Raw genomic sequence first — 15,645 nt, 5'->3', positions numbered from 1 at the left:
CGGTCATACTGTTCGTCACCCTGTGACTGGCGCTTTAGACAGGTACTGTCGGGGAGCATGGGGATCGCCGCCGCGCGCCTGGGCATCACATCACTTTACCGGAGATACGCTATGCCTGAGATACCGTCGCTGCTGACCTTCGCGCTTGTTGCCCTTGGCCTGGTATTGACCCCGGGGCCGAATATGATCTATCTGATTTCGCGCTCGATTTGCCAGGGAAGAAGGGCCGGACTGGTCTCCCTCGGCGGGGTGGCGCTGGGGTTTGTGTTTTATATGCTGTGCGCCGCGTTCGGTATTACCGCACTGATCTTCGCCGTTCCCTACGCTTACGACGCGTTGCGCATCAGCGGCGTGGTCTATCTGCTTTATCTGGCCTGGCAGGCGGTGAAGCCCGGCGGGCGCTCGGTCTTTGCGGTGCGCGACCTGCCTGCCGATAGCGGCCGTAAGCTGTTTATGATGGGCTTTATTACTAACCTGGCGAACCCTAAAATCGCCATCATGTATCTCTCACTGCTGCCGCAGTTTATCTCTCCCGGACACGGCAGCATCCTTGCGCAGTCGCTGGTGCTGGGAGGGACGCAGGCGCTCATTAGCGTAGCGGTTAATGCGCTGATTGTGGTGATGGCCGGGCAGGTGTCGCTGTTTCTCGCGGGGCGCCCGTTATGGCAGCAGTTTCAGCGCTGGCTGATGGCGACGGTGCTGGCGGGGATGGCGGTGAAAATTGCCTTCGAGGCGCGGAAGTAATCGCTGCGCCCGACGGTGCTACGCTGCCGGGCGCAAGGAATGGCTTTAGGCTCCTGGCCCTATCAGCTGTGAGCGGATCGTCGCCTCCGGCATCATCTCCAGCAGGCCGTTGCTCAGCATCTCTCCCGCCTCCTGCAGCGCGCTAAGCGGCATTTCCGGCAGGCTTTCAAGAATAAACCACATCCGCGGACTCTCCACGCTCAGACGAGTACGTACTCCCTGTCGCCAGTTCCAGCGTCGGCAGGTCACGCCGCGATCGTCGCCCCAGACCACTTCTCCCGCGTCGGGATATTCGTGAACGATCTGCCCCTCTTTGACGGTATCGAACGGTTCGCTGCCGTCCGCGAGCTTGAGGTGCGGGGCGCCAACGTAAGCCGCCAGGTTTTCGCCGCCGACCGGCACGGCGTAGCGCAGGCTCACCGCATTATAGAGATCGACGATGGGATCGATCGCAGCCATCTCGCCATCGCGCAGCACCCGCCTGCGCAAGGCTTCCGCCGAGCAGGGCGTCCGCTTGGGTTTTGCGCCAAAGGCGCGGAATACCTCGTTCCAGGCCTGCAGGTGCGCCTCCGCCCACTGCGGCTCGCCGGCGATAACCGCCTGGCAGGCGGAGCGTAGCGCATCGGACCCGACCAGGGGGGCGCGTACGGCGGCGGAAACGACATCAATGCTCAGGGCGCGAAAGCCGGGGGCCAGCGCGGAGACCTGCGGGCTGATTGACGGTAATACGCTATTCATTGGATAATCCTGTAACGACCATTTTAAAGCATAATATCGACCGATGACCAATAAAGTCAATATAACGACCGACGCGGGCGCCGATGCCGCCATGATTAATGAAGCCGTTGCGGCGCGCATTAAGCGCTACCGGGCGGAAAAGAAGATCTCCCTGGATGAGCTGTCGCGACGCGCGGGCGTCAGCAAAGGTATGCTGGTAGACATTGAAGCCTGCAGGGCCAATCCCAGCATTGCGCTGTTGTGCCGTCTGGCCTCGGCGCTGGGCGTTTCCGTGGCCGATTTTGTCAATGTCGCCACCGCGCCGCCGGTAAAGGTGATTGCAGAAGGCGAGATTCCCACGCTGTGGCAGGGCGAGCAGGGCGGCAAGGCGCGGCTCCTTGCCGGTACCAGCGGTCCGGATATGGTTGAGCTCTGGCAGTGGAGCCTCAATCCGGGAGAAATGTTCACATCGCCGGGGCACGGGGAGGGGACGACTGAGCTGCTTTTCGTGACCGAGGGCGCCTTAACCCTGACGGTTAACGACGGGGTCTATCTGATTCGAGAGGGGGATTCCGCCGTCGCGCGTACCGACGCCCCGCATAGCTACGCTAACGCCGGGGATAAGATCGCGCGATTCACCATGACGGTGAGCGAAAAAGCGCGCTAGCAAGCGTTTCCCGGCGAGCGGCTATCGTCCCGACCGCTCGCCGCCTTCACGCCATACGCACCAAATCCATGCAATGCCCCATCATCACTCCCCATTTTTGGGAGCCGCGGCGGCGCCTGCCGCCGTAGGGCTGATTTTACGCGCGCTGCGCGCCTGGCATAGACCTTGCACACTCCTGTTCAGAAGGCAGCGCAACAGACAATTGAGATAACACAATAGCTGGCTAGGGTTCCGGTTCACTCAGGTGAACGTCTGGTCCGAGAGCTGGCGACCTCTGCGAGGTTACACGGCGGGACAAAAGCCCGGGAGACAGCAGCACCGTTGGGTGTCGCGCTGCCCCCGTTTCTCGTGCTAACCAGAGGTCCACCATGAAGACACCGCCGATCCTCCGCTCTCTTATCCTGTCGCTGGCGCTGCTGGCCAGCGTCCCCTCGTTTGCCGCCGTCAAAAAAGAGTTCAACATCTGCTGGACTATCTATGCCGGATGGATGCCCTGGGGCACCATCAGCAACGAAAAGATCATCGATAAATGGGCCAGCAAATACGGCATCAAAATCAATATCGTTCAGCTGAACGACTACATCGAATCCATTAACCAGTACACCGCGGGCCAGTTTGACGGCTGCACCATGACCAACATGGATGCCCTGACCATTCCGGCGGCGGGGGGCGTGGATACCACGGCGCTCATTACCGGCAGCTACTCCGACGGCAACGACGGCGTGGTGCTGAAGGGGGCGGATAAAAAGCTCAGCGATCTGAAAGGCATGGCGGTGTATCTCCCGGAGCTTTCGGTATCGCACTACCTGCTGGTTCGCGGTCTGGAAAAAGCCGGGCTGCAGGAAAAAGACGTCAAAGTGGTCAATACCTCGGATGCGGATATCGTCTCGGCTTTTGGCACCAGCGGCGTACGCGCGGCGGTGGCCTGGAATCCGCAGCTTTCGGTTATCAAAAAGACGCCGCAAACCACGGAGGTCTTTAGCTCTTCGCAGGTTCCCGGCGAGCTGATCGACATGATGGTGGTGAATACTCAGACCCTGAAAGATAACCCGGCGCTGGGTAAAGCCCTGACCGGCGCCTGGTTCGAGATGATGGCCAAAATGCAGGCCGGAGATACGCAGGCGCTAAGCGCAATGGCCGCCGATTCCGGCACCGACCTCGCCGGCTACCGGGCGCAGCTAAAAACAACCCATCTCTTCTGGACGCCTGCCGATACCCTGACGTTTATCTCCTCGCCGGCGCTGGCAAAAACCATGCAGCGGGTGGCGCAGTTCTCTTTTGATAAAGGGCTGCTGGGAGAGGGGGCGCAGAGCGCTGACTTTATCGGCATGACCTTCCCCGGCGGCGTCACCGTCGGCGATACCGCCAACAGCAAATTGCGCTTTGACGACAGCTATCTGAAGCTGGCCGCGGCGGGGCAGCTGTAATGATTGACCTTGGGAGTCCACGCCATGCGCCACATTAACCGCTATCCCCGGCAGGGTATGCGCCTGACGCTGATGCTATTGCCCTTCGTCCTGATGATCGCCGCCTGGTTTATCGGTTCGGCGGTGCGGCTGGAAGCCAACCCGCAGGATAAGCTGCTGCCCGGCCTGTCGCAGATGATCGCGGCCATCGATCGGATGGCCTTCACCCCGGATAAACGCAGCGGCGAGTATCTGCTGTGGGCCGACACGCTGATTAGTATGAGCCGCCTGCTGATTGGTCTGGCGCTCTCGTCGCTGATTGGCCTGGGCATCGGCATCGCCGCCGGCGTGTTCCCGATGTACCGCGCGGCGCTGTCGCCGCTGATGACCGTGGTGTCGATGATCCCGCCGCTGGCGATCCTGCCGGTGCTGTTTATCGTCTTCGGCCTGGATGAGCTATCAAAAGTGATGCTTATCGTCATTGGCATTACGCCGATGCTGGCGCGCGACCTTGAACAGCGGGCGCGGGAGATCCCGGCGGAGCTGTTTATCAAAGCGCAAACCCTCGGCGCCAATAGCTGGACGGTGGTGCTGCGGGTAGTGCTGCCGCAGCTGCTGTCGCGGCTGATAACCTCCCTGCGCCTGCTGCTGGGCTCCGCATGGCTGTTTTTGATCTCCGCCGAGGCCATTTCCGCCACCGCCGGTCTCGGCTATCGCATATTCCTCGTCCGCCGCTATATGGCGATGGACGTGATTATTCCTTACGTCATCTGGATAACCCTGCTGGCGTGGCTGATGGATCTGGCTCTGCGCCAGCTGCACAAAGCCTGTTTCCCGTGGGCGGAAGGAGGCCGGGCATGAGCTTTATCGACATCAAAAATATCTGGCAGGAGTACGGCGACCACGTGGTGCTGGAGCGCATCAATTTGCAGGTGAAAGAGGGCGAGTTCTGTTCGATGGTCGGCGCGTCCGGTTGCGGGAAGTCGACGTTTTTACGCCTGCTGCTCGGCCAGGAAAAGCCGACTCGCGGGGAAATCACCCTCGACGGCCAGCCGCTGGCGGCGGAGCCGGACCGCAGCCGCGGCGTGGTGTTTCAGCGTTATTCGGTTTTCCCGCACCTCAACGTGCTGGATAACGTCGCCATTGGCCTCGAACTCCCGGCGTCACCGCTGTTTGGCCGGCTGTTTGCCGGCAGGAAACGCGACGCGCGCGAACGGGCGCAGCGGATGCTGGAGAAAGTCGGGCTGGGGCACGCGCTGAATAAATATCCGGCGCAGCTCTCCGGCGGGATGCAGCAGCGGCTGGCGATCGCCCAGGCTTTCGTCATGCAGCCGCGCGTACTGCTGCTTGATGAACCCTTCGGCGCGCTGGATCCCGGTATTCGCAAGGATATGCACGGGCTGCTGCTCCAGCTGTGGAGCGAAACGCGGATGACGGTATTTATGGTCACCCACGACCTCGCGGAGGGCTTCAACCTTGGCACCCGGCTGCTGGTGTTCGACAAAGTGCGCATCGATCCGCAGGCGCCCAACGCCTGGGGTGCGCGCGTTACCTACGATATTCCGCTCAATGAAGCGCGAATGTCGCAGATAACCACCGGCAGCGACAATAACGTTTACGCATTAAGGAGATAGTTTGATGACCGCACTTTTTCACTCATCCCCCAGCCTGCGCGAAGAGCGGCTACCCGGCGGGGCGCACACCTCGTTGATTTTGCGCAAAGGGCAGATCCTGCGCCTGACCGATATCGACGGCGGAGCCAACGTCAGCATGATGATGCTGAATCCCCATGAGAAGAGTGAGCGCCTGAATCTGCCGGATACCCTCAAGGGCCAGCACACCGCGCGCCTGACCGCCGGGCACTGTTTCTACTCCGACATGGGGCGCGTTCTGGCCGGGATTGTTGCCGACAGCTGCGGCTGGCACGACCCGTTCGGCGGGATACTCAACGCCGACGAGACGCGTGAAAAATATGGCGCAGGACGCTACCAGGAGCTGCGCAACGGCTTCTACCGCAACGGCGTCGATAACCTGCTGGTTGAAATGGGTAAATGGGATCTGGGCCTGGAGGACCTGCTGATGGTGGTTAACTTCTTCAGTAAAGTCACCGTCGATGAGGATGGCCGTTTTCAGTTTATTTCCGCCAACAGCCGCGCCGGAGATTACGTTGAGCTGTTTGCGCCGATGGATGTCCTCATGGTGCTGACCGCGCTGCCGCATCCTCAGGACCCTGCCGCGGAGTACGCCCCGCGGCCGATCCAGCTGAGCTGGTACCAGGCTGACGATGCGCAGGCGGCCGCGGAAGCGCTCTTTACCCGCGATGAAAACCAGCGCGCGTTCCTCAACACCCAACTTTTTGCCCTGTAAGGAGGCTGCGATGACCCTGATCGCCAGTAACCGTCGTCCCGAAGATGCCGTCTATCGCCATGTGATCCCGGCAGGGGAACCCTGGCTGTTTGAGGTACAAAAAGGGCAAACCCTGCGCCTGCTTGACCTCGAAGGCAACCAGGCCATTGATACCCTGTTTTACAACGCCGATAACCCCCGAGAACGCTACGATCCGCAGCGCACGCTGCGCCGCCAGGGCAATGCCTATCTGACCACCGGCAGCGTACTCTATTCCAATCTGGGCAATCCACTGCTGACCATCGTTGCCGACACCTGCGGTCGCCACGATACCCTCGGCGGCGCCTGTGCCCAGGAGAGCAACACCGTGCGCTACGCCCAGGATAAACGCTATATGCACAGCTGTCGGGATAATTTCCTCTGCGCCTGCCTGCACGATGGCCGCCTGCATAAACGCGATATCGGCGCCAACATTAACTTTTTCATGAACGTCCCGGTAACGCCGGAAGGCGGTCTGACCTTTGAGGACGGGATATCGGCGGCGGGGAAATACGTTGAGCTGCGCGCCGAGTGCAACGCCGTGGTGCTGATTTCCAACTGTCCGCAGTTAAATAATCCCTGCAACGGCTGGAACCCCACGCCCGCCGAGGTGCTGGTATGGAACTGACCCGCTGGCAGCGCTGGCGTCTGCTGGCCTTTCGGCTCTTCGCCGTCCGCGCAGACCGCCTGAACAGTACGCCGACGCGCAAACCTTAAGCGCCGGTTCACCCCGGGGACGACCTCAGGGGAACATCGAATTATTGCGGGACGACCCGCGACCCTGTGAGTTCCGCTTATGTTTGATACCTTACTGATTGCCAACCGCGGCGCCATCGCCTGCCGCATTCTGCGCACCCTGCGCGCGATGCAGGTGAAGGGCGTCGCCGTCTATTCCGAAGCCGACCTGAGTAGTCTGCATATCCGCGACGCGGATGAAGCGTTAAGCCTCGGCGACGGCCCGGCGGCGCAAACCTATCTGGTGACGGAGAAGATCCTGGCCGCCGCGCAGCAGAGCGGCGCCAAAGCGATCCATCCCGGCTACGGCTTTCTGTCTGAAAACGCGGCCTTCGCTGAGGCCTGCGAGGCGGCGGGGGTGGCGTTTGTCGGCCCCACTCCGCAACAGCTGCGCACCTTCGGCCTGAAGCATACCGCTCGCGCCTTAGCCAAAGCCGAGGGCGTGCCGCTGCTGGAAGGCAGCGAGCTGCTGGCCGATAGCCGCGAAGCCTGCCGGGCGGCTGAGGCGGTGGGCTATCCGGTCATGCTCAAAAGCACCGCCGGCGGCGGCGGGATTGGCATGCGCGTCTGTCGCGACGCCCGTGAGCTGATTGAGGCGTTTGCCGCGGTGCAGCGGCTGGGACAAAACAACTTCAGCGACGGCGGGGTATTTCTCGAAAAATATATCGAACGCGCCCGCCATCTGGAGGTACAAATCTTCGGCGACGGGCGGGGAGAGGTCATCGCGCTCGGCGTGCGCGACTGTTCAGTCCAGCGGCGTAACCAGAAAGTGATTGAAGAGACGCCCGCGCCGAATCTGCCTGACGGGATGGCGCAGGCGCTATGCGCGGCGGCTATCGCGTTGGGTAAAGCGGTGAGCTACCGCAGCGCCGGGACGGTGGAGTTTGTCTATGACAGCGCGGCGCGGCAGTTTTATTTCCTCGAGGTAAATACCCGGCTTCAGGTCGAACACGGCGTCACGGAGCAGGTGTGGGGCGTTGACCTGGTGCGCTGGATGATTGAACTGGCGGCGGGGGAACTGCCTCCGCTACCTGAGCTGGCCGCCGGGTTACGGCCCCAGGGCCACGCTATCCAGGCGCGAATTTACGCCGAAGATCCGGGGCGGCAATTCCAGCCTTCTCCCGGCCTGTTAACGGACGTCTTCTTTCCGCCGGCGGACGGCGCAGCCCTGCGTATTGACCGCTGGGTGGAAGCCGGGTGCGAAGTCCCGCCGTTCTTCGACCCGATGCTGGCGAAAGCGATCGCCTGGCGCCCCAGCCGCGATGAGGCTATCGCCGGCCTGGCGCAGGCGCTGGCGGAGACCCGCCTGTACGGCGTAGAAACTAACCGCGTGTACCTGCAACAAATTCTTGGCTTTGCGCCCTTTACCGAAGGCGAGCCCTGGACCCGCTGCCTTGAGCAGCTGCGCTACCGCGCGGCGACCGTGGAGGTGCTGAGCGCCGGAACCCAGACCAGCGTGCAGGACTATCCGGGACGTTTGGGGTACTGGGCGGTGGGCGTACCGCCGTCGGGGCCGATGGACGATCGCGCCCTGCGTCTCGGCAACCGCCTGCTGGGCAATGCCGAGGGAGCGGCCGCGCTGGAAATCACCCTCAACGGGCCGACCCTGAAATTTAATACCGACGTTCAGGCGGTGGTGTGCGGCGCGCCATTGGCGGTGACGCTCGATGGCGTAGACCAGCCGCTGGACTGCGTATTGACTATTCCGGCGGGGGCGACTCTGAAGCTGGGCGCGATAAGCGGCGCGGGGGTCAGAAGCTATCTCTGCCTGAGCGGCGGCATTCAGGTACCGGACTATCTGGGGAGTAAAAGCACCTTTACCCTCGGCCAGTTTGGCGGCCACGGTGGACGGGCGCTGCGCGGAGGCGACGTGCTGCATCTGGCGCCGCACGCCGCCGCCAGATGCGGGGATCAACTACCCGCCGCGCTACGCACAGCGCTGGCTGAAGTGCGGACGCTGCGGGTGATTTACGGCCCCCACGGCGCGCCGGAATTCTTTGCGCCGGAATATATTGCGACGTTCTTCGCCACGGAGTGGGCGGTCCACTTTAACTCCAGCCGCACCGGCGTGCGCCTGATTGGCCCCAAGCCGCTGTGGGCCCGCGACAGCGGCGGCGAAGCGGGGCTGCATCCGTCGAATATTCACGATAACCCTTACGCGGTGGGCGCGGTCGATTTTACCGGCGATATGCCGGTGATCCTTGGACCGGATGGGCCGAGCCTCGGCGGTTTTGTCTGCCCGGTCACGGTGATTGAAGCCGACCTCTGGCAGTTAGGCCAGCTCAAGGCCGGGGATAAGGTACGTTTCGTGGCGGTGGATTTACCCACCGCCCGGCGGCTGGCGGAAGGGCGGCGCGCCGAGCTGGCGACCCTAAGTCACCAGGCGATAGCCTGGCAGCCCGTGCCGCTGACGTCGCCTGTCGTGATGACCTGCGGCGAGGCGGACAAACGCCTGGTGGCGCGACTCTCCGGCGATACGCATCTGCTGCTGGAAGCCGGGGAGCCGGAGCTGGATCTGGTTCTGCGTTTCCGCATTCACGCCCTGATGCAGGCCCTGGAAGCGCAATCAAGAGACGGCGCGATCGATATCACCCCGGGGATTCGCTCGCTGCAAATCCATTTTCAGCCGGAAACGTTGCCCCTTGAGACGCTGCTGGCGTGGGTGCGCAGCGAGTGGTCCACGGTCTGCCTGAGTGACGATCTGCAGGTGCCGACGCGCGTGGTGCATCTGCCGCTCTCCTGGGACGATCCGGCCTGCCGCAGGGCAATCGATAAATATATGACCACCGTGCGCCAGGACGCGCCCTGGTGCCCGAGTAATCTGGAATTTATACGTCGCATCAACGATCTGCCCGATGAACAGGCGGTATGGAATACGGTATTTGACGCCAGCTATCTGGTGATGGGGCTGGGCGATGTTTATCTCGGCGCGCCGGTGGCGACGCCGCTTGACCCGCGCCATCGCCTGGTTACCACCAAGTACAACCCGGCGCGCACCTGGACGGCGGAAAACTCGGTCGGCATCGGCGGGGCCTATCTGTGCGTCTACGGCATGGAGGGGCCCGGCGGCTATCAGTTCGTTGGCCGGACCCTGCAGATGTGGAATCGCTATCGCGAAGTAGCGGATTTTGCCGGCAAACCCTGGCTGCTGCGTTTCTTCGACCAACTGCGTTTCTATCCGGTTTCGGCCGAAGAGCTGCTGCAGATTCGCCGCGATTTCCCGCTCGGACGCTACCCGCTGCGCATTGAGCACAGCACGCTGCGGCTGGCGGAATACCAGCAGTTTCTCCGCCGTGAAGCGCACAGCATCGGCGCGTTTCGCGAGCATCAGCAGCAGGCGTTTAACGCCGAACGCGATCGCTGGATAGCCAGCGGTCAGGCCCATTTTGACAGTCAGGAGAGCGCCGTGGATGAGGGCGGAGACGCGCCGCTGCGGCAGGGCGAACAGGGGGTGGAAAGCCCGATTTCCGGAAACCTGTGGCAAGTACAAACGGCGGCAGGCAGCCGGGTCCGCGCGGGGGATGTGCTGGTCGTGCTGGAGTCGATGAAGATGGAGATCCCGCTGCTGGCCCCCTGCGATGGCGTTATTCAACAGGTTCACGTGCAGCCGGGCAGCGCGGTACGCGCCGGGCAGCGGGTGGCGGTGATTATTGAGGAGAAGGCATGATGCAGCAGACGTTTGATTTACGCCTGGCAACCCTGGCGGAGCGTTATCGCACCGGTAAAACCACACCGCGCAGCGTGCTGGCGGACATCCGCCAGCGGGCGCAGGCGCTGAACCCCGAGTTCCGGTTGTTTATCCATATTCTGAGCGAAGAGGAGCAGGAGCCATTTCTGGCGGCGCTGGATGGCCTTTCGCCGGCCGCGCTGCCGCTGTACGGCGTGCCGTTCGCCATCAAAGACAATATCGATCTGGCGGAGATTGTCACCACCGCGGCCTGTCCGGCGTTTGCGTATCGGGCGGAGCAGAGCGCGACGATTGTCGCTCAGCTGATTGCGCTGGGCGCCGTGCCGGTCGGTAAAACCAATCTCGATCAGTTCGCTACCGGCCTGAACGGTACCCGATCGCCGTACGGTCGCTGCCGCAATAGCTATCATGCGGAGTATCCCTCCGGCGGTTCCAGCGCCGGTTCCGCGCTGGCGGTGGCGCTGGGCGTTGCCAGCTTCTCGTTGGGCACGGATACCGCCGGTAGCGGCCGCGTCCCGGCAGGGCTGAATAACCTGGTGGGTCTGAAGGCCAGTAAAGGGCTGATATCCACCGCAGGGGTGGTCCCCGCCTGTCGTACGTTAGACTGCGTGACCTTTTTCAGCCCCACCGCCGACGAGGCCAGCCAGCTGCTGGCGCTCGTCGCACAGTGCGATCCGCAGGACGCCTGGAGCCGCCGTAATCCTCAGTGGAACAGCCGTCAGGCGTTCGGCAGGCCGTCCGCGGGGTTTCGTTTTGGCGTTCCGCGCGAGCTCAATTTCCTCGGCTGCCGCGCAAGCGAACGCCTGTTTTCCCAGGCCCGGCAACGGCTGACGGCGCTGGGCGGGGTGGCAGTTGAGATTGATTTCACGCCGTTTCTGGCGGCAGCCCGGCTGCTGTATGACGGGCCGTGGGTCGCCGAACGCTACGCGGTGGTCGGTCCGCTGATGGCGCGGCAGCCGGAGGCGGTGCTGCCGGTTATTCGCGACGTGCTGGCAAAAGCGCCGGGCACCGATGCCACGGCGACTTTTACGGCGATCTATCAGCTACAGCAGTACAAAGCCCGGTGCGACGCGATACTCGAGACCCTGGACTGCGTGCTGACGCCAACCTATCCGCGCCCGGTGACGCTTGACGAGCTGGAGGCGGAGCCGATCGCGCGCAACGCCGATCTCGGGTACTACACCAACTTTATGAACCTGCTGGACTATGCCGCGGTGAGCGTGCCATGCGGATTTATGCCGGACGGATTGCCTTCGGGCGTCACGCTGTTTGGCCGGGCCTTTACCGACCAGTATTTACTGGGCCTGGCCGATGCGTTTCAGCGCGCTGAGCGGCTGCCGCTGGCGGGCGGAGCGCGGCTGGAGACCCCGCCGCCTGAACGCGTCGCCGGGCATGACCGAATGGCGCTGGTTGTTTGCGGCGCTCATCTCTCTGGCCTGCCGCTTAACGGCCAGCTGCTGGCGCGGGGCGGTAGGCTGCTGCAGGCGACCCGCAGCGCGCCGCACTATCGTTTATACGCTCTCGCGGACGGCAAACGCCCGGCGATGGTTCGCGCCGATAGCGGCGGGGCGTCGATCGCGGTTGAAGTGTGGGAGCTACCCAGCGCGGAGGTCGGTTCGCTGCTGGCGGCCATCCCCGCGCCGCTGGGCCTGGGAAAAGTTGAGCTTGCCGACGGACGCCGGTTAGCGGGCTTTATCTGCGAAGCCAACGGATTAGGCGAAGCCACGGAGATTACCGCCTACGGCGGCTGGCGCGCCTGGCTGGCACGCTAAACTACAACCCCCTACATCAAGAAGCGATGGAGGGGGTTAGTGACAGTGTCACCTTAAATTTCTAACATGCTGAAACATTTCTGCCAGATCATTAGCAACCTTTCGGTAGGGCTCCCGCTGCGATAACGCTATTCTTCCCCGCTTTTCCCTTTTCAGGCACTTTGTAACCCAGGTAAATGACCGCTAATGTCCCTAATGAGAGATGAAATTCGCGACCATTCAGCGGAAAAGATGCTATTTATCCGCCGTGCCGTCATTGCGTTTCTACTGGTGGTGATTTGCTTCGCCATCCTGATCCTTAATCTTTACCGCCTGCAGGTGGATCAGCACGACTTTTATCAGACGCGTTCAAACCAGAACGACATTAAAATGCTGCCCATCGCGCCGAGCCGGGGGCTGATTTTCGACCGCAACGGCATCCCGCTGGTACAAAATATTACCCTCTACCGTTTGCAGGTGATCCCGAGCAAAATCGCCGATATGACGGCGCTGCTGCAGCAGCTGACGCCGATCGTTGATTTAACCCCGCAGGATATCGCCGACTTCCGCGACGATATGCACCACAACAGCCGCTACAAAGAGGTGACGTTAAAATCGGACCTGAGCGATGTTGAAGTAGCGCGTTTTGCGGTCAATGAGTTTCACTTCCCCGGCGTCACGGTGGAGAGCTATCAGCAGCGCGCTTACCCCTACGGCGCCGAACTGGCGCACGTGGTTGGCTATGTCTCGAAGATCAACGACAGCGATCTGCAAAAGCTGGCCAAAGCCGGGGAAGAAGAGAACTACGCCGCCGACCACAATATCGGCAAGCAGGGCATTGAAGGCTACTACGAGAAAGCGCTGCACGGCACCACCGGCTATCAGGAAGTGGAAGTGGATAACCACGGGCGGGTCGTGCGTCTGCTAAAAGAGGTCCCGCCGGTGGCCGGGAAGAACATCTACCTGACGCTGGATCTGCACCTGCAGCAGTATATCGAATCGGTGCTGAAGGGGCAGCGCGCGGCGGTAGTGGCCGTCGATCCGCGCGATGGCGGCGTGCTGGCCATGGTGTCGAGCCCCAGCTACGATCCCAATCCCTTTGTCAGGGGCATCGGCTATCAGGCCTACCGTTCGCTGCTCGATAACCCGGACCGGCCGCTGATTAACCGGGTCACCCAGGGCCTCTATCCGCCCGCGTCGACGGTGAAGCCCTACATGGCGCTGTCGGCGCTGTCGGCGGGCGTGATCACGCCAACCACCTCCTTCTTCGGCGCGCCGACCTGGACGCTGCCGGGGACCCAGCGCCGCTACCGCGACTGGCTGAAGAGCGGCCACGGCATGCTTAACGTCACCAAAGCGATAGAAGAATCGGCGGATACCTTCTTCTATCAGGTGGCGTTTGAGATGGGCATCGACCGCATTCACGAGTGGCTAAGCAAGTTTGGCTACGGTCAGTCTACCGGCATCGATCTTAACGAAGAGTATGCCGGGGTGCTGCCGAGCCGGGAGTGGAAACAGCGGGTACATAAAAAACCGTGGTATCAGGGGGATACCATTTCCGTCGGTATCGGTCAGGGCTACTGGATTGCCACGCCGATCCAGATGGTCAAGGCGCTGACGACCCTGATTAATAACGGCAAAGTGCAAAATCCGCATCTGCTTTACTCCATGAAGCAGGGTAATAAGATCGAGCGCTATCAGCCGCCGCAGGATCTGCCGCAGGTTGGCGATCCGCATTCGCCGTACTGGGGCGTGGTGCGCAACGGCATGTACGGCATGGCGAACCTGCCAAACGGCACCGGCTATAAGCTGTTCCATACCGCGCCGTACCAGATCGCCGCAAAATCCGGGACGTCCCAGGTCTTCAGCCTGAAGGAGAACCAGACCTACAACGCGAAGATGATCCCGGTGCGCCTGCGCGACCATATCTTCTATACCCTGTTCGCCCCCTATCAGCATCCGAAGGTGGCGATGGCGCTGATTCTGGAGAACGGCGGCGGCGATGGCGTGGTTGCGGGACCGACGGCGCGCGCCATCCTCGACCATATCTTCGACCCGGCCAACGCGCCGGCGGAACAGGGCGCGACGTCGACGGTGCCGCAGGTGGAGAGCGCCGACGCGCAGTAAACGTTATTCACTCTGAGCATAAGCGTTAGCGGATTGGTTATTTGCCGCCGCCGGCGCTTTTGCTCATAGTAGCGTTCTGTATTGCTGTGAAAAAAGGCGCTCTGATGTCGTTAAGCCGAAATACGCTTCTTCTTGTACAAACCGGGACTCCGCCGGATGAAATCGTCTCCGACCACGGCGATCTTCCCCTCTGGTTTGGCAATTTACTGGCGCCGTGGCGCAAAAAAATCAGCGTGGCGCGCGTCTATGCCGGAGAGCCGCTTCCCGCGCCGGATAACGCGACCATCGCGGTGATTACCGGCTCCTGGGATATGGTGACCGAACGCCTGCCGTGGAGTGAAATGACCGCGGCCTGGATCCGCGAGGCGATGGCGATAGAGATGCCGCTGTTTGGCGTTTGCTACGGGCATCAGCTGATGGCGCACGCTCTGGGGGGTGAGGTGGACTACCATCCAGCCGGACGCGAAGCCGGAAGTAAAACCATTTCGCTGTCCGCACACGGCCTGGCGGATCGTCTGCTGGCTGACCACCCGGCGCCGTTCAGCGCGCACCTCACGCATATGCAAACGGTCACCCGATTACCGCCAGGGGCGAAGGTGCTGGCTTCGTCGCAGCACGACCCTCACCAGATTGTACGCTACGGCGCGCATGCCGTTTCTACGCAGTTTCATCCGGAGATCACCCCGGCGATTGCCCGCTCGCTGATCGCGTTCCGCCAGGCGGCGCTGCGCAACGAGGGGGTTGACCCGGACAGGCTGAGTCGTGACGTTGTGGAGAGCCCGGTGGCCTCGGCGATTCTGACCCGCTTTGTCGCAGGCTACCTGCAGCCAGACCTGAACCCGGCTTAACCTCAGCGCTGTTTTTCCGCGAGCCAGGCCGCCGTTTCACCGAGGATTTCGTCGGAAAACGTTGAATCCGCGGTCATCCGCGCCAGAATTAACGCGCCGACCATGGCCGACCAGCTGCCAATCGCCGCGCGGCGGCTGGCTTGAGCGTCCCGATCATCCATCGCTTCACTGAGCTGCGCTATCTGCTGCTGCAGCCGCGCACTCATTTCGTCACGCGCGGGTTCGGACTGGCGGATGGTTTCCGCCGCCAGCGCCGCCAGCGGGCAGCCGCTGGCAAAATTATCCCGATGTTCGGGGGAAAGATAACGCTCGATTTGCGCGACGACGTCGTTTTTCGCCGCGTCGTTCTCTATCTTCAGTTCCGCGAGGGTTTGGGCGATCAGGTCATCCTTCGATTTGAAGTAGCCGTAGAATCCGCCGTGGGTCAGACCGGCTGATTTCATAATATCGGTGACCGTGACCGCGTCAAAACCCCGCTCGCGAAACAACCGCCCGGCGGCGGTCAGGATTGTCTGCTTATTCTCTTCAACCTGTTTTCTGCTCACTCTCATGGCGTCGTCCTGCTGCGAAATTATTT

13 protein-coding genes and 1 riboswitch are annotated in these 15,645 nt (G+C 62.0%); of the genes, 11 read left to right on the top strand and 2 right to left on the bottom strand.

The features are described from left to right. The first annotated feature begins 111 nt into the window (after positions 1-111). A complete protein-coding gene (locus ABLU67_RS17410) occupies positions 112-744 on the top strand; it encodes a LysE family translocator (RefSeq protein ID WP_014229317.1) in 633 nt (210 codons plus the stop codon). A gap of 45 nt (positions 745-789) precedes the next feature. On the opposite strand, the gene ABLU67_RS17405 is transcribed toward ABLU67_RS17410, so the two are convergent. Continuing rightward, positions 790-1,482, bottom strand: a complete 693-nt coding sequence (locus ABLU67_RS17405) for a B3/4 domain-containing protein (protein ID WP_014229318.1) — start codon at positions 1,480-1,482, stop codon at positions 790-792. Between the two features lie 43 nt (positions 1,483-1,525). Here ABLU67_RS17405 and ABLU67_RS17400 point away from each other — a divergent pair, with 43 nt between their 5' ends. The 10 genes from ABLU67_RS17400 (at position 1,526) to ABLU67_RS17355 (ending at position 15,068) form a co-directional block, all read left to right on the top strand. After that, positions 1,526-2,128, top strand: a complete 603-nt coding sequence (locus ABLU67_RS17400) for an XRE family transcriptional regulator (RefSeq protein WP_014229319.1) — start codon at positions 1,526-1,528, stop codon at positions 2,126-2,128. A 212-nt stretch (positions 2,129-2,340) separates the two neighbouring features. Next, positions 2,341-2,439: riboswitch (guanidine-I (ykkC/yxkD leader) on the top strand. A gap of 57 nt (positions 2,440-2,496) precedes the next feature. Beyond that, positions 2,497-3,555 carry a putative urea ABC transporter substrate-binding protein gene (locus ABLU67_RS17395; RefSeq protein ID WP_014838452.1) on the top strand — a complete coding sequence of 353 codons (1,059 nt, stop codon included), beginning with the start codon at positions 2,497-2,499 and terminating at the stop codon, positions 3,553-3,555. A 24-nt stretch (positions 3,556-3,579) separates the two neighbouring features. Then, positions 3,580-4,395, top strand: a complete 816-nt coding sequence (locus ABLU67_RS17390; protein ID WP_009652192.1) for an ABC transporter permease — start codon at positions 3,580-3,582, stop codon at positions 4,393-4,395. Further along, the gene (locus tag ABLU67_RS17385; RefSeq protein WP_009652163.1) at positions 4,392-5,168 is read left to right on the top strand and encodes an ABC transporter ATP-binding protein; all 777 of its coding nucleotides are present in this window, start codon (positions 4,392-4,394) and stop codon (positions 5,166-5,168) included. Before ABLU67_RS17390 ends, ABLU67_RS17385 begins: the two co-directional genes overlap by 4 nt. Before the next feature lie 4 nt (positions 5,169-5,172). Then, entirely contained in the window at positions 5,173-5,901 is a 729-nt protein-coding gene (locus tag ABLU67_RS17380; protein ID WP_014838455.1) for an urea amidolyase associated protein UAAP1, read from the top strand. A 10-nt stretch (positions 5,902-5,911) separates the two neighbouring features. Further along, entirely contained in the window at positions 5,912-6,547 is a 636-nt protein-coding gene (locus ABLU67_RS17375) for an urea amidolyase associated protein UAAP2 (RefSeq protein WP_009652130.1), read from the top strand. Between the two features lie 168 nt (positions 6,548-6,715). After that, positions 6,716-10,321 carry an urea carboxylase gene (gene uca / locus ABLU67_RS17370; RefSeq protein WP_348852414.1) on the top strand — a complete coding sequence of 1,202 codons (3,606 nt, stop codon included), beginning with the start codon at positions 6,716-6,718 and terminating at the stop codon, positions 10,319-10,321. Then, complete coding sequence (atzF, locus tag ABLU67_RS17365; protein ID WP_025108284.1) at positions 10,318-12,114, top strand: allophanate hydrolase; 1,797 nt, start codon at positions 10,318-10,320, stop codon at positions 12,112-12,114. Before uca ends, atzF begins: the two co-directional genes overlap by 4 nt. A gap of 186 nt (positions 12,115-12,300) precedes the next feature. Beyond that, complete coding sequence (gene mrdA, locus ABLU67_RS17360) at positions 12,301-14,220, top strand: penicillin-binding protein 2 (RefSeq protein WP_049075896.1); 1,920 nt, start codon at positions 12,301-12,303, stop codon at positions 14,218-14,220. Positions 14,221-14,324: 104 nt separating this feature from the next. Then, positions 14,325-15,068, top strand: coding sequence for a glutamine amidotransferase (locus tag ABLU67_RS17355; RefSeq protein ID WP_004850813.1), 744 nt, complete (start codon positions 14,325-14,327; stop codon positions 15,066-15,068). A gap of 2 nt (positions 15,069-15,070) precedes the next feature. On the opposite strand, the gene ABLU67_RS17350 is transcribed toward ABLU67_RS17355, so the two are convergent. Further along, positions 15,071-15,619 carry a TetR/AcrR family transcriptional regulator gene (locus ABLU67_RS17350; RefSeq protein ID WP_025108286.1) on the bottom strand — a complete coding sequence of 183 codons (549 nt, stop codon included), beginning with the start codon at positions 15,617-15,619 and terminating at the stop codon, positions 15,071-15,073. Positions 15,620-15,645: the final 26 nt, after the last annotated feature.

It is taken from the genome of Klebsiella sp. GN_Kp190 (assembly GCF_040061795.1).
Lineage (GTDB): Bacteria > Pseudomonadota > Gammaproteobacteria > Enterobacterales > Enterobacteriaceae > Klebsiella > Klebsiella michiganensis.
This window is presented reverse-complemented; position numbering and strand designations above follow the sequence as displayed.

Coding starts and splice junctions, on each gene's coding strand:
- ABLU67_RS17410 (WP_014229317.1), top strand. CDS start 112: ATGCCTGAGATACCGTCGCTGCTGACCTTCGCGCTTGTTGCCCTTGGC.
- ABLU67_RS17405 (WP_014229318.1), bottom strand. CDS start 1,482: ATGAATAGCGTATTACCGTCAATCAGCCCGCAGGTCTCCGCGCTGGCC.
- ABLU67_RS17400 (WP_014229319.1), top strand. CDS start 1,526: ATGACCAATAAAGTCAATATAACGACCGACGCGGGCGCCGATGCCGCC.
- ABLU67_RS17395 (WP_014838452.1), top strand. CDS start 2,497: ATGAAGACACCGCCGATCCTCCGCTCTCTTATCCTGTCGCTGGCGCTG.
- ABLU67_RS17390 (WP_009652192.1), top strand. CDS start 3,580: ATGCGCCACATTAACCGCTATCCCCGGCAGGGTATGCGCCTGACGCTG.
- ABLU67_RS17385 (WP_009652163.1), top strand. CDS start 4,392: ATGAGCTTTATCGACATCAAAAATATCTGGCAGGAGTACGGCGACCAC.
- ABLU67_RS17380 (WP_014838455.1), top strand. CDS start 5,173: ATGACCGCACTTTTTCACTCATCCCCCAGCCTGCGCGAAGAGCGGCTA.
- ABLU67_RS17375 (WP_009652130.1), top strand. CDS start 5,912: ATGACCCTGATCGCCAGTAACCGTCGTCCCGAAGATGCCGTCTATCGC.
- uca (WP_348852414.1), top strand. CDS start 6,716: ATGTTTGATACCTTACTGATTGCCAACCGCGGCGCCATCGCCTGCCGC.
- atzF (WP_025108284.1), top strand. CDS start 10,318: ATGATGCAGCAGACGTTTGATTTACGCCTGGCAACCCTGGCGGAGCGT.
- mrdA (WP_049075896.1), top strand. CDS start 12,301: ATGTCCCTAATGAGAGATGAAATTCGCGACCATTCAGCGGAAAAGATG.
- ABLU67_RS17355 (WP_004850813.1), top strand. CDS start 14,325: ATGTCGTTAAGCCGAAATACGCTTCTTCTTGTACAAACCGGGACTCCG.
- ABLU67_RS17350 (WP_025108286.1), bottom strand. CDS start 15,619: ATGAGAGTGAGCAGAAAACAGGTTGAAGAGAATAAGCAGACAATCCTG.